Source organism: Bacillus sp. ABA4_010 (genome assembly GCF_056159105.1).
This window is the reverse complement of sequence record NZ_JBSWUN010000003.1, coordinates 936,576-949,517: the sequence shown is the minus strand read 5'-3', so window position 1 is coordinate 949,517 and position 12,942 is coordinate 936,576. Positions and strand designations below refer to the sequence as shown.

14 protein-coding genes are annotated in these 12,942 nt (G+C 39.5%); 2 read left to right on the top strand and 12 right to left on the bottom strand.

Annotated features, from left to right (window positions below; translation table 11 throughout):
• Window positions 1-197: 197 nt before the first annotated feature.
• Together ACXAEO_RS05885 and ACXAEO_RS05880 are read right to left on the bottom strand one after the other, a co-directional pair.
• Complete coding sequence (locus tag ACXAEO_RS05885; protein ID WP_474879079.1) at window positions 198-557, bottom strand: response regulator; 360 nt, start codon at window positions 555-557, stop codon at window positions 198-200.
• Between the two features lie 154 nt (window positions 558-711).
• Window positions 712-1,419: a cytochrome c biogenesis CcdA family protein gene (locus tag ACXAEO_RS05880; protein WP_474879077.1), complete on the bottom strand. Its 708-nt coding sequence runs from the start codon at window positions 1,417-1,419 to the stop codon at window positions 712-714.
• A gap of 211 nt (window positions 1,420-1,630) precedes the next feature.
• On the opposite strand from ACXAEO_RS05880, the gene ACXAEO_RS05875 reads away from it, so the two are divergent.
• Window positions 1,631-1,804 carry an aspartyl-phosphate phosphatase Spo0E family protein gene (locus ACXAEO_RS05875; RefSeq protein ID WP_474879075.1) on the top strand — a complete coding sequence of 58 codons (174 nt, stop codon included), beginning with the start codon at window positions 1,631-1,633 and terminating at the stop codon, window positions 1,802-1,804.
• A 48-nt stretch (window positions 1,805-1,852) separates the two neighbouring features.
• Here the strand turns inward: ACXAEO_RS05875 and ACXAEO_RS05870 are convergent, their stop codons facing one another.
• From ACXAEO_RS05870 to yneA, 8 genes are all read right to left on the bottom strand, one after another.
• Window positions 1,853-3,622 carry an ABC transporter ATP-binding protein gene (locus ACXAEO_RS05870; protein WP_474879073.1) on the bottom strand — a complete coding sequence of 590 codons (1,770 nt, stop codon included), beginning with the start codon at window positions 3,620-3,622 and terminating at the stop codon, window positions 1,853-1,855.
• 3 nt (window positions 3,623-3,625) lie between these two features.
• Window positions 3,626-5,371, bottom strand: coding sequence for an ABC transporter transmembrane domain-containing protein (locus tag ACXAEO_RS05865; protein WP_474879072.1), 1,746 nt, complete (start codon window positions 5,369-5,371; stop codon window positions 3,626-3,628).
• 322 nt (window positions 5,372-5,693) lie between these two features.
• On the bottom strand, window positions 5,694-5,906 hold the full coding sequence (locus ACXAEO_RS05860; protein WP_474879071.1) for a YneF family protein: 213 nt from the start codon (window positions 5,904-5,906) through the stop codon (window positions 5,694-5,696).
• Between the two features lie 84 nt (window positions 5,907-5,990).
• Window positions 5,991-6,434 carry a sporulation inhibitor of replication protein SirA gene (gene sirA, locus ACXAEO_RS05855; protein WP_474879068.1) on the bottom strand — a complete coding sequence of 148 codons (444 nt, stop codon included), beginning with the start codon at window positions 6,432-6,434 and terminating at the stop codon, window positions 5,991-5,993.
• 138 nt (window positions 6,435-6,572) lie between these two features.
• On the bottom strand, window positions 6,573-8,579 hold the full coding sequence (gene tkt / locus ACXAEO_RS05850; RefSeq protein ID WP_474879066.1) for a transketolase: 2,007 nt from the start codon (window positions 8,577-8,579) through the stop codon (window positions 6,573-6,575).
• A 240-nt stretch (window positions 8,580-8,819) separates the two neighbouring features.
• Window positions 8,820-9,053: a DUF896 domain-containing protein gene (locus tag ACXAEO_RS05845; RefSeq protein ID WP_474879064.1), complete on the bottom strand. Its 234-nt coding sequence runs from the start codon at window positions 9,051-9,053 to the stop codon at window positions 8,820-8,822.
• A 60-nt stretch (window positions 9,054-9,113) separates the two neighbouring features.
• Window positions 9,114-9,770, bottom strand: coding sequence for a YneB family resolvase-like protein (locus ACXAEO_RS05840; RefSeq protein ID WP_474879062.1), 657 nt, complete (start codon window positions 9,768-9,770; stop codon window positions 9,114-9,116).
• A 17-nt stretch (window positions 9,771-9,787) separates the two neighbouring features.
• Complete coding sequence (gene yneA / locus ACXAEO_RS05835) at window positions 9,788-10,105, bottom strand: cell division suppressor protein YneA (protein WP_474879060.1); 318 nt, start codon at window positions 10,103-10,105, stop codon at window positions 9,788-9,790.
• Window positions 10,106-10,250: 145 nt separating this feature from the next.
• On the opposite strand from yneA, the gene lexA reads away from it, so the two are divergent.
• A complete protein-coding gene (gene lexA, locus ACXAEO_RS05830) occupies window positions 10,251-10,874 on the top strand; it encodes a transcriptional repressor LexA (RefSeq protein WP_474879057.1) in 624 nt (207 codons plus the stop codon).
• A 225-nt stretch (window positions 10,875-11,099) separates the two neighbouring features.
• On the opposite strand, the gene ACXAEO_RS05825 is transcribed toward lexA, so the two are convergent.
• Window positions 11,100-11,939, bottom strand: a complete 840-nt coding sequence (locus tag ACXAEO_RS05825; protein WP_474879054.1) for a YitT family protein — start codon at window positions 11,937-11,939, stop codon at window positions 11,100-11,102.
• 171 nt (window positions 11,940-12,110) lie between these two features.
• The gene (locus tag ACXAEO_RS05820) at window positions 12,111-12,830 is read right to left on the bottom strand and encodes a YebC/PmpR family DNA-binding transcriptional regulator (RefSeq protein WP_474879051.1); all 720 of its coding nucleotides are present in this window, start codon (window positions 12,828-12,830) and stop codon (window positions 12,111-12,113) included.
• Between the last annotated feature and the right edge of the window lie 112 nt (window positions 12,831-12,942).

Sequence of the window (12,942 nt, the reverse complement as noted above, 5' to 3'; positions counted from 1 at the left end):
ATTTTAACATTGACTCTTCTTCAGACGCCACCTTTTTCAATCAAAAATATTCTCCTTTTTCAGCGTATTTAACACAATTTCTACTATAAGAGGACAAAAGCATCCAATAAAAAAATCGCCATCGCTCCTTAATAGGATATGTATGACGATTTTTCACTTTACTCCCATATAATGCAGAAAATAGAGGCTTTCTTTCCTTATCCTAATACTCTTTGTATAGCGTCAAGAACGCGAATTTCGTCAAAAGGTTTTACAATGAAGTCCTTCGCTCCCGCCTCAATAGCTTCGACGACAATTCTTTGCTGGCCAATTGCAGAGCACATAACAATTTTCGCATCTGGAAACTCTTCTTTTATCTTTTTAACTGCCTCAATGCCGCTCATTAGAGGCATAGTAATATCCATTGTCATTAAATCTGGTCTTAATGAACGATACAGTTCAACGGCTTCTTCTCCGTTCTCTGCTTCTCCAATTACTTCATAATGCGCGTTTTGCAAAATGCTTGTCAATGTTTTTCTCATAAACTTGGCATCATCAACAATAACAACAGTTGCCATTTTTTTCCTCCATTTCACAACAACCCTTACATTGAGCACTCCATTTATACCATTTCTTCCATTTAAAGCAGGACTTTTATCACAATGATTTATTTCCACTTTATCAGTATAATGGTTTTTTTTCAATAAAAACTATTTTACAATTCTCGCACCACTAAAAGCCAGTAAATCCACCAAACAGACTGCTTGTATACGCAATAATTTTAGTCATCCAATCAAAGTATAAAATAATTCCCATAGCAATCATTAAATACCCGCCAGACTTTACAATTATAGCATTATGCTTTTTAATCCAATGTAATCGTCCGATAAAGAAAGACATGAGAAAAAATGGAATGGAAAATCCAAGAGAATAAGCCATCATATATAACATACCCGATCCTGGATTGCTTGCTGCTAACGCAATAACAGACACTAAAATCGGGCCTGTACACGGAGTCCATCCCGCAGCAAAAGCCATCCCGATGATGGATGAACCCATATAACCCGTAGGCTTGTTTGTAAATGTGAGCTTTTTATCCTTCATTAAAAAAGCAGGTTGAAAAACACCAACAACGACTAGCCCAAAGAAGATAATAAAGATGGCCCCAATTTGCCGTAAAAGATCTTGATAATCAATGAACCACTTTCCAAGTGTTGATGTTGCAAAGCCAATTGCAATAAAAATTAACGAAAAGCCCGCTAAAAAAAAGAGTGTATGCAACAGGCTTTTTCGCTGTAGCATCGCATTCTCCTCTTTAATTTCACTGACGGACACCCCTGTTATGTATGAGAGAAACGCAGGATATAACGGGAGGCAGCATGGAGAAATGAAAGACAAAAAACCTGCCCCAAATGCTAAAAATATATTAATATCTGTCATAATTGCACCCCTTTTCAACACTCCGTTTTCTATTCTACCAAATCTATAAACGAAACGAATCAATCTTTCCAAAAAAATGTTAACAATGTTTGAAATTTTTCTATTTCCTTTCAATTTTTTTAAAAAGAGAGAGGTCGAAAACACTTTAAAAAAGTACCAGTATCTTGTATAATTAGGAAAAAGTTAGCCTGTAAAGAAGGGAATCAAGTCTGTGTCCAAACATGAGATTTTACAGCAAATTGAAAAGAAAAGAGAAGAACTCATTCGAATTGTTCAGCTAAGCGGATTTAGTTCTAGTCAAACTATTCGCCACAGCCAAGAGTTAGATACCCTTTTGAACTTATATAATGAACAATATTTAAGAAAAAACACAGCCTCCACGTAAATGTGAGACTGTGTTTTTTCTTTTTCAAACCAAACATGATGCCTTCCACTATAAATTCCCCCCTCCATTTTGAAGCACATACATTTTATAATACAGCCCTCGTTTCTCTAACAGTTCATAGTGATTTCCTCTTTCGGCAATTTCCCCTTTATGCAGCACCAAAATTTCATCAGCATTTTGAATCGTTGATAGACGATGGGCTATCACAAGCGTCGTTCTCCCTTTTCTCATTCGCTCCATCGCGGTTTGAATCGCTTCTTCCGTTTCAGAGTCAATATGAGCGGTGGCTTCATCAAGCACTAAAATCTTCGGATTTCGAATAATGGTTCGGGCAAATGACAGCAATTGTCGCTGACCGCTTGAAAAATTAGCGCCTCTCTCTGCTACTTGTTCCTCATAATGATGAGGAAGCGAACTAATAAAAGGATGGGCCTGCACAAGTCGTGCGGATGCCTCAATCTCCTTTTGACTAAATATGTTGTCATGCAGCACAATGTTTTCTTTAATGGTTCGCGCAAACAAGAAAGGATCTTGCAATACAAGCCCGACTTTACGTCTAATTTCTGCATTCGATATGTCAGAAAGTAAATGTCCATCAATGAAAATATGCCCTTGTTTAATCGGGTAAAAGCGCAATAGCAAATTAATGATGGAACTTTTCCCACTGCCCGTATGTCCCACAAACGCAACGGTTTCTCCTTCCTTCACCACAAACGAAATATTTTTGAGCACATCTCGCTGCCCATCATAAGAAAACGTCACATCCTGAAACACAATCGATCCCCTTTCAATCTTTGCCGACTCCTTAGTTTGTTGTTCTTGTGTTTGTGCTTCTTCGTCCAACAGCGTAAAAACACGAGATGCGGAAACAATGGCTTGCTGATAAATAGACAAACGCATCATCATTTGATTCACAGGCTCAAAAAACCGATCTAAATAGTTCACAAAGGCATAAAGGACGCCGATTTCAACGGGACTTGTTTGCGATGTAAGACCGAAAAAGCCCAGCACAAGTATTAATGTGAAAACGTAAATTAAATCGACCGCGGGGCGAAGCAACAAGCCATCCAACTTAATGTTTTTTAAGCCTGCCTCATAGTGTTGCTCATTAATAAGAGCAAATTCACGTCGTAGTCGCCTTTCCTGACGAAATACTTGGATAATATTCATTCCTTGTAAGGACTCATTCAACTTTGTATTCAATTCACTGAGCTTTTCCCGCAACTGATAATAAAAAATAGTACTAAAATGACGATACATTCTCATTAATCCGTATAAAACAGGGAGTAAGATAAAACAAAACAAGGCAAGCTTCACGTTCAAAAACAACATGGCCACCAAAACCCCCATTAAAAAGAAGGAATTTTGGACAAATGCAACGGCCACATCAACAAACATCTCTTTAACCGCTTCCGTATCGTTTGTCACTTTCGAAACAATGCTACCTACAGGTGTCTCATTAAAATATTTCATGGACATGCGCTGCACTTTCGCAAACGTCTCAACTCGAATCGTTTGAATAATACGAAGCGCAATCTCATTGAATTTAACAAGCTGAAAATATTGGATAACCACTTTTAGTGCATTCAGTCCTAAATAAATAACCGCTAATATGATAAGAGGCTCGGTATCTAGTTTTTTTGGCATTAAGTAATCATCAATAAAGATTTTAATTAAGATGGGGCCGGCAATATCAGCAGCCGTTGCCGCCAATAGAAGTGCAAACGCAAACAAAAACGAGCGCCAGTGCGGCTTAGCAAACCGAAGAAGACGCTTTAATACATATCGCTGTTCTTCCTTCGAAATGGTCTCTTTCATGTTTCATCCTCCGAGCTCTACTTCGTTTTCTAACTGTTGACGAGCATACATCTCTTGATACCAGCCTTTTACACTCATCAATTCTTTATGGGTGCCGCTTTGCACAATGTTCCCCTCTTCAAGCACGATAATTAAATCTGCATGCTGAATGGCACTAAGGCGATGTGACGTAATAATCGTCGTTTTCCCTTGCCGTTTTTCTCTCAATGCCTCTAAAATGGCTTCTTCTGTTTTTGCATCTACAGCCGATAAAGAATCATCTAAAATTAAGATTTCAGGATCTAATAATAGGGCCCTTGCAATGGAGATACGCTGTTTTTGTCCACCTGACAACGACACTCCTTTTTCACCGACCATTGTTTCGTATTGGTCAGGAAACTCCATAATGTCTTCATGAACTTGAGCCGTTGTAGCCGCTTGTCGAATTTGTTCGTACGATGCTTCTGGAAACCCAAACGCGATATTATCGGCAATCGTTGCTGAAAATAAAAAATGATCCTGTGGGACATAGCTAACAGATGAGCGAAGAGCTTGAAGGGAGTATTCTTCAATTAAATGACCAGCAAGACGAATTTCTCCTTCATAACCACCCACTTCCCGTAAAAGCAGTTTTAACAAAGTCGTTTTCCCCGCTCCTGTTTTTCCGATAATGCCAAGTGTGTGACCTTTTTCAAGACGAAACGAAATATTTGTTAACACACGTTGATGGTCATGATAGTGAAAAGAGTGAACGATCACCGAAAGCGCTCCTTTTGGTGGTGTACGAAGGCCACGTTCCTGCTCAATAATCTCCTGCTGTTCAGAAAGTAAAGAAGATAGGCGTTCATAAGATGCTCGCCCCCTCTCCACAATGTTAAATAACCACCCAAACGCCAGCATTGGCCAAATAAGAAGGCCTAGATAGGTCGTAAAAGCGATTAACTCCCCTAGCGTCAATTCATTGGAAATGACCATTCTGGAGCCAAATACAAGGGACAGAAAAAAGGAAAATCCGACAATCAGTGAAATCGTCGGTTCAAATAATGAATCAATTTTTGCCACCGCTATATTTTTTACTGCAACATCTTCAGATTGGGAATGAAAATCTGCTATTTCATCTCCTTCTTCTCCAAACGTTTTAATGACCTTCACTCCGCTTACACTCTCTTGCACTTTGTCATTTAAAGCTGAAAAAGCCTCTTGAGCCTTGTGAAAGCGCTCGTGTAATACCTTGCCATAATAACTAGTAGAAAAGGCCATCAGCGGCATCGGAAGCAAACTGATGAGCGTCAACTTCCAACTAATCGTGGTGGCCATCGCCAATAAGATGAAACTACCTGTCACGATAGAATCCACAAGGGTCAACACCCCCATACCCGCTGTTTGCTGAACGGCCTGCACATCATTTGTAGCATGTGCCATTAAGTCTCCGACACGCTTACGCTCATAAAAGGACGGAGACATTTTTGTAAATTGCTCAAACAGTTCATTTCTCAACTTTCGTGCCAGTCGGACAGATGCACCAAAAATCATAATCCGCCAAATATAACGAGCTATATATACAAGCACTCCTGCGATCGCTAACAGAAGCAAAATTTTCCATAATTGTGACGGAGAAAGTGTACCCGTTTGTATTTCATCAACAACCAAACCGACCACTTTCGGTGGAATTAACTCCAGTAGTGCAACAAACAGTAATAAAAGGACACCTATGACATACGCTTTCTTTTCTAATTTAAAAAACCACCATAAATCCTTAAACACACTCACGTCTCTCACCTCCGGCGACAATAGCATGAATACCGTACAACCCTATTTTCTAAACCTATTCCTAGTGTGCCTCATTCATTCCTTCCTCCCGTGCTAATATCATTATCCATATTATAGCAAAAAATTAGAATGACTAACTAAAAAGCCACGTTTTCGGTTGAAGCTTCAACCGAAAACGTGGCTTGGATGTTAAAAATAGAATAAACGATGAGAAGTATATCAATGAAAGATTCGCTCTACAAATCGTTGAGAGGAGGCAGTCATGTCCAACACTTCTATGTAAATGAAAAACCCTTTCCTATAAGGGTTTTCATCACAAACTTTATTTAATTTGTTTGTTCATCGCTGACAGCATTTGATTGATTTTCTTTTGAGACGGTTTCATTCCCATTTGCATCATCATCATTTTAAGCATTTGCTCGTTGATTGGCGGATTTTTCTTTAAATAGCTCATCATGTATCTGCGAGCGATGAAAAATCCTAGTGCTATCCCAGCTAATAATGCTAGAACACCAACTAGAATAAGTTGCCACATAGTATTACTTCCTCCTTCGTGTTGTCTACATTACAGTGTACTAAACCGAAAGTCATTATACAATATGTGAAAGCGATTTTCTCTTTATTTTATGCAAAATTTTCGCTGTTTAACAGGATTAAGCCACCCATACACATGCTCTCTATAGTTCATCGCTAGAAAACACGGATTGAGCTTTCGCAACACTTCAAAAAATACCGTTTCCGCTTCAACAGTCCCTTCTGCTTGCATATAAACAAAATCCCCTGCTAATTGAAGGTGGGCAATGCTTTTTTCTGTTTTATATTCATATTCTGTATCCGACAGAGCTTTCCAATTAGCATCTTTTGCAAAGCGTTTCTCCATCATCCATTGAAGCTGTAACACAGGAATTTTCTTCGTGATATACTCAACTTGTTTTTTCATGTAGGCATCCCGCTTCTTGCCGCCATTTTTGTAATCCATGAACAGCCGATACATCAAATGCTCTTTTTGAAAATAATGAAGCGCAAACTCATCCTCTATTAGGTAAATATCATATTTCCTCATAGACTCCCCTCCATTATGCATCTGTTCTCTTTATTGTATAACGCAAAATATGCAAGGCTTGTCTATCTCCGGAAAAATCATCCACTCATTTTGTCGAATAATAAAAAAACGAGCCACAAGTTGGGCTCGTTTTTTTTATTATTGATTTAATAGTTGTTTCACATTCGCTACGATATTTTCTACCGTAAAGCCGTACTCTTTCATCACTAACTCACCAGGAGCAGATGCACCAAAACGATCAATACCGATGACTGTTCCTTCGTCACCTGTATAACGCTCCCAACCAAGTGTCGAAGCCATCTCGATAGCCACACGTTTTTTAACTGATTTTGGAATGACGCTTTCTTTGTATTCTGCTGACTGAGCTTCAAAACGATCCCATGACGGCATACTTACAACAGATGCGTGAATTCCTTCAGCTGCTAATGCTTTTTGCGCTTCTACTGCCAAACTCACTTCAGAACCTGTTGCTAACAGAAGGGCATCTGCTTGCTCTTTGCCTGCAGGTGATACAACGTAAGCACCTTTTGATACGCCTTCATACGCACGCTCTTTCGTTCCTTCTAAAGTTGGAAGGTTTTGACGTGTTAATACAAGAACCGTTGGCTTGTCCGTAGATTCTACAGCTAAACGCCAAGCAGCTGCTGTTTCATTTCCATCTGCTGGACGAATGACAGATAAATCTGGCATTACACGAAGCGATGGAAGTTGTTCAACTGGCTCATGCGTCGGTCCGTCTTCACCTACTGCAATGCTGTCGTGAGTGAATACATATGTTACTGGCAGCTTCATTAAAGCAGCAAGACGAATCGCTGGACGTAAGTAATCAGAGAACACGAAGAACGTTCCGCCGAATACTTTTAAACCACCATGTAAGGCCATTCCGTTTAGCGCAGCACCCATGGCAAATTCACGCACACCAAACCAAATGTTTCGTCCACTGTAATTAGCTGCTTGGAAGTCTTCTCCGCCTTTAATTGTTGTTTTATTTGAACCAGCTAAGTCAGCAGATCCACCAAAGAAGGATGGAACAGCTTTCGCTACAGCATTTAGTGCCTCTGCAGAAGAAGCACGTGACGCAAGGCTTGATCCTACTTCATATGCCGGCAACTGTTGCTCCCAACCTTCTGGAAGCTTGCCTGCCACTGCCATTTCAAACTGTTCCGCTAATTCTGGATACTTTTCTTTATATTGAGCGAACAATTGATTCCACTCTTGCTCTTTCTTTTCTCCTGCTTCTACAATAACAGAACGGAAATGTTCATATACTTCATTAGGCACATGGAAATCTTCTTCAAAAGTCCATTTGTATGCTTCCTTCGTCAGCTTCAACTCATCTGCCCCAAGCGGCGCACCGTGAACATCCGATTTACCTGACATATTCGGAGAACCGTAACCAATCACTGTTTTTACCTCAATTAATGTTGGTCGGTCTAAATCTGTTTGCGCTTCCTCCAACGCTTTTGCTAGTTCCTCTAAGTTATTGCCGTCTTCTACACGAATAACTTGCCAGCCATATGCTTTAAAACGATCTTCAACGCTTTCAGAGAAAGCAAGGTTTAATTCGCCATCTAGTGAAATATCGTTTGAATCGTACAATACGACTAAACGACCTAACTTTAAGTGTGCAGCTAATGAAGCAGCTTCTGCGGAAACACCTTCCATTAAATCCCCGTCACCACATATGCTATATGTAAAATGGTTTACAACTTCAAAATTGTCTTTGTTATATGTAGAAGCTAAATGACGCTCTGCCATCGCCATCCCTACTGCCATCGCAACCCCTTGTCCTAGTGGACCTGTTGTCGCTTCTACTCCAGGTGTATGACCAAACTCCGGATGCCCTGGCGTTTTGCTTCCCCATTGGCGGAAGTTTTTCAAATCATCCATTGTGACATCGTAGCCTGAAAGATGTAATAAGCTGTATAACAACATTGAACCATGACCTGCAGACAGCACGAAGCGGTCTCGGTTAAACCAGTTCGGATTTTTCGGATTATGGTTCATAAACTGCGTCCATAATGCGTAAGCCATTGGAGCTGCCCCCATTGGCATTCCTGGGTGACCTGAGTTTGCTTTTTCAATAGCATCGATTGATAAAGTACGAATCGTTGCAATGGATAAATCTTCAATGCGATGTTCCATTTTACTTCATCCTTTCATTCATGAGGCTGTTATTCAATCATTATCATACTAATGATTACTTATTTTGTACAACAATTCACACAAAATTGCTACCACTTTTACATTTTTTGTGGAATATTGAACGAATATACGGTTTTATTTCGGTAAAAAAAGGCAGTACAAAAAAGAAAGACTCTCTCCTTTTGCACTGCCCTTTAACCGTTAAGACACATTCACAATGACGAAATCATTCGCCTTTGCTTAATGTAATCCTTTTTTATATTTGCTATTTTTAAGTTTGTCCGGAGTCACATCCGTTCCATTTTCATCCACTACTTTAATGGAGTGGAGATGATTCGTCATGGACTTGCGAAATTCTTTTAAATATTCTTGGCGAAGTGATTGCTGTTCAGTAGCTTCTTCTGGTGTCAATCCTTCTCCTTTTGCTTTTTTTGATAAAAAATTAATACGTGCCATTTTTTCAGCAGATAACATGAATGAACTCCTTTTACACATACATTTTCATATGTAGACATCTTACTAAATCGATGCCTTCTAGGCAAGTGATTCGTCTTGCTGCTTCATATACTCGCGATAACGGCGATGAACCGTTGCCTTTGAGACGTCATGGCCAAACCCTCTCAGCGTCGCTGCAATCTCCTCAAATGTCAGCTCATTTCTCCGAAGACGAACAATTTCCTCGATGGGAATTTCTTTGCGGTCTCTCCCTGCATTTTCTCCTGCATTTCTTAAATTCTTCTCAGGACGATACCCCCTTGCAACCGCCCGTTTCATTCCCCTTCTAATTTTAGCGTTATGCAATTTCCTTTGATATTCTTCCACAATACTAATAATTTCAAGCATCATCGAATCAGATTCAGATAAATGCAATTTCCCGTTGTGGCTGATCGTGTATACTTGAATATTCTCTTTCATAAAAAAATGCAATAGGGCAATCTTAGCATGACCGCGTCCAAGTCTTGTTTCATCTTGAATAAGCAGTACGTCGATGTTTTCCTGCTGGATGAATTCAATTACTTCCATGATCCCATCTCGGTCAATGTCAAACCCGCTCGCTTTTTCTTCCACAACATGAACAAGGTCAAAGCCATTTCGTTCGGCAAGCTCTGTCAGTTCCTCTCTTTGTCTAGAGAGCGAAGTCTCTTGTGTGTCTTTTTCCGTACTTACCCGGCAATAAATAATAGCCTTCAATCTAGATCACTGCTTTCCTAATTACTGGCGAACATTTGTCCCTCATGAAAATTTTCCTTTAGAATGGGAACGTAAATTACTTCCCCTGGTATAATCGGCTTATATTGAATGTTATTCTTTGTTTCTACCCACTCGACAAACTCCACTGCCGATAATTTGTGGTGTTCTTTATATTCTTGTGCCAACTCCCAAAGCGTATCACCGGCACTAATTGTAATTGTTGCATAATTTTCGAGGTCAGGACCTTTTGCAAAAGATGTTACAGCGTATGTAAATACTGCTAAAATCATAAAAAACGTTACGTAATATGTAAAGGACTTTACTGCTTTTTTCATCTTTATCACCTCATCATCAGAATGTCTGTTCTTATTTTAGTACGAACATTTGTTTTTAGTCAACACCTTTTCGAACTTATGTTTGTATCTATTCTCTATCCATGCTATAATGAACGTAACAAAGTCGTTGATTTGAGGTGAGAGAATGACAAAATTATCAAAACGACAACAAGAGATTTTGGATTTCATCAAAGAAGAAGTAAAATCAAAAGGCTATCCGCCTTCTGTACGCGAAATTGGAGAAGCCGTCGGGTTGGCATCAAGTTCTACTGTACATGGTCATCTCGCTCGTTTGGAAAGCAAAGGATTAATTCGCCGAGATCCAACCAAACCGCGTGCTATCGAAATTTTAGACAACGATGAAACAAGCCATATTGCTAAAGCCAATGTGATTAACGTGCCAATTATCGGCAAAGTCACCGCAGGCCAACCTATCACTGCTATTGAGAATGTGGAGGAATATTTCCCGCTCCCTGATAAATATGCAGCGCCTGAAGATCATATTTTCATGCTTGAAATTATGGGTGATAGCATGATAGAAGCAGGAATTTTAGATGGGGACTATGTCATTGTCCGTCAGCAGCAGACTGCTAATAACGGTGACATCGTTGTCGCTATGACAGAAGAAGACGAAGCGACTGTGAAACGCTTCTTTAAAGAGCAAAATTATATCCGCCTTCAGCCTGAGAATTCAACGCTGGAACCGATTATTTTACAAAATGTTTCGATTTTAGGAAAAGTAATCGGTGTTTATCGCTCTATCCACTAATAGAGACGTTATAATTTTACTCATCAAAAAGAGGAACAGGGAAATTTGAATCTTTCCCCGTTCCTCTTTTTACTGTTAGTTTTCTATATTGATAGAATGAGTGATAATAGCCATAGCTATATACATTTCACTTAATAATTGGACATCGCTTTATTAAATGGAAGGGTGTTCACAAGAGTTTTTTAGACTTTCCTCAATAATCATTTACTCGATTGATTTATATATTTAGGCTTTTGAAATGTCTAAAAAGCCCTCTCCAAATACGTCACGTACGTCATGAATAGCAATGAAGGCATTTTTATCCGTCGCCTTTACGATTTTCTTTAATTTAACGACCTCTTGCTTGCTAATTACAATGTACAAGATGTCTTTTGACGCTTTTGTATAGTACCCGTGTCCTGCGAAAACCGTCACACCTCTATCCATTAACACGTTAACTTGCATCGCAATTTCGTCTGGTTTTTGCGAGATGATGGTCACTGCTTTTTTTGGATTGAGCCCCTCAATGATAAATTCCATCACCTTCGTTCCAATATAGAGCATAATAACCGTAAGCATTAACCCTTCTGCCCCGATAATAAAATACGATGAAAAAGCAACAATTAAGTCAAAAAAGAGTAGACCGTAACTAATGCTCCAGCCGAGGTATTTATTCGTAATTCTCGCAAGAATAGTCGTTCCCGCTGTCGTACCTCCGACGCGAATAATTAAGCCAATTCCCACTCCGGCAAATACACCACCAAATACCGCATTCACCATCAGTTCATCTGACGCAATACTCCAGTTTTTCGTGAAGTGAAGGAAAAGAGAATGAAAGATGACCGCAACGATTGTGTAAATAGTGGTGGTTTTACTTAAATACCGATAACCGGCGACAAGTAAAATCGCATTTAAAATAAAACTGACAAGCCCAGGAGACCATTGGAAAAGATAATACAAAATAATGGTAATCCCAGTAACGCCTCCCTCTCCTAACTCATTAGGAATGACAAATAGATTAATAGCTAACGCAAAAATAAAAGAACCTAATAGAATAAAAAGAATGTCCATTACTCTTTTTTTCATTTTACATAACCTGCCTTTACTACATTTCTCGGTTTATATTTCATCATGTACTTTGCACAGAAAGGAACCGTCACGATTACCGGATGCTGCCGGATCACCATGACGGTTCCTTTCATAAAATCGACTTAACTTCATATTTCACAAGATAAGTCGCTCTTATTGTCCTGTATATTATTCACCTAAATCAACATTATGGTACACGCGTTGCACATCTTCTAAATCTTCCAAAGCATCGATTAACTTTTCAAATTGCGCCTGTGCATCTTCAGGAAGAGTAATGTCATTTTGAGCAAGCATTGTTAGCTCAGCCACAGTAAATTCCGTAATACCGGCATCTTTGAACGCCTCTTGAACCGCATGAAATTGATCAGGTTCTGCATAAATGATGACCGCATCATCTTCTTCTAAAATGTCGCGCGCATCTACGTCTGCTTCCATTAAGATTTCAAGCGCTTCATCAGCCGTTTTGCCTTCAAGCCCGATAACTGCTGTTGCATCAAACATATACGATACAGATCCGCTCACACCCATATTCCCGCCATTTTTTCCAAAAGCCGCGCGAACATTTGATGCAGTTCGGTTCACATTATTTGTTAAAGCATCTACAATAACCATTGAACCATTTGGACCGAATCCTTCGTAACGAAGCTCGTCATAGCTTTCTTCTGAACTTCCTTTCGCTTTTTCAATTGCACGGTCAATGATCATTTTCGGGACATTATATGTTTTAGCACGTTCAAGCACGAATTTTAACGTTTGGTTTGATGCAGGATCTGGTTCACCTTGCTTCGCTGCCACATAGATTTCAAGCGCGAATTTAGAATATACACGACTTGTATTCGCATCTTTTGACGCTTTTTTTTCCTTAATATTGTTCCACTTACGTCCCATTACGTTTCACTCTCTTTCACTTTTAAATCTATATAAAATGATTAATGAGGAAGTTAAGGTACTTCTTCAAGGTTGCTAGTTGCCGACCACACAGTTCTACCAAGCTAGCCCA

Coding starts and splice junctions, on each gene's coding strand:
- ACXAEO_RS05885 (WP_474879079.1), bottom strand. CDS start 557: ATGGCAACTGTTGTTATTGTTGATGATGCCAAGTTTATGAGAAAAACA.
- ACXAEO_RS05880 (WP_474879077.1), bottom strand. CDS start 1,419: ATGACAGATATTAATATATTTTTAGCATTTGGGGCAGGTTTTTTGTCT.
- ACXAEO_RS05870 (WP_474879073.1), bottom strand. CDS start 3,622: ATGAAAGAGACCATTTCGAAGGAAGAACAGCGATATGTATTAAAGCGT.
- ACXAEO_RS05860 (WP_474879071.1), bottom strand. CDS start 5,906: ATGTGGCAACTTATTCTAGTTGGTGTTCTAGCATTATTAGCTGGGATA.
- sirA (WP_474879068.1), bottom strand. CDS start 6,434: ATGAGGAAATATGATATTTACCTAATAGAGGATGAGTTTGCGCTTCAT.
- tkt (WP_474879066.1), bottom strand. CDS start 8,579: ATGGAACATCGCATTGAAGATTTATCCATTGCAACGATTCGTACTTTA.
- ACXAEO_RS05845 (WP_474879064.1), bottom strand. CDS start 9,053: ATGTTATCTGCTGAAAAAATGGCACGTATTAATTTTTTATCAAAAAAA.
- yneA (WP_474879060.1), bottom strand. CDS start 10,105: ATGAAAAAAGCAGTAAAGTCCTTTACATATTACGTAACGTTTTTTATG.
- lexA (WP_474879057.1), top strand. CDS start 10,251: ATGACAAAATTATCAAAACGACAACAAGAGATTTTGGATTTCATCAAA.
- ACXAEO_RS05825 (WP_474879054.1), bottom strand. CDS start 11,939: ATGAAAAAAAGAGTAATGGACATTCTTTTTATTCTATTAGGTTCTTTT.
- ACXAEO_RS05820 (WP_474879051.1), bottom strand. CDS start 12,830: ATGGGACGTAAGTGGAACAATATTAAGGAAAAAAAAGCGTCAAAAGAT.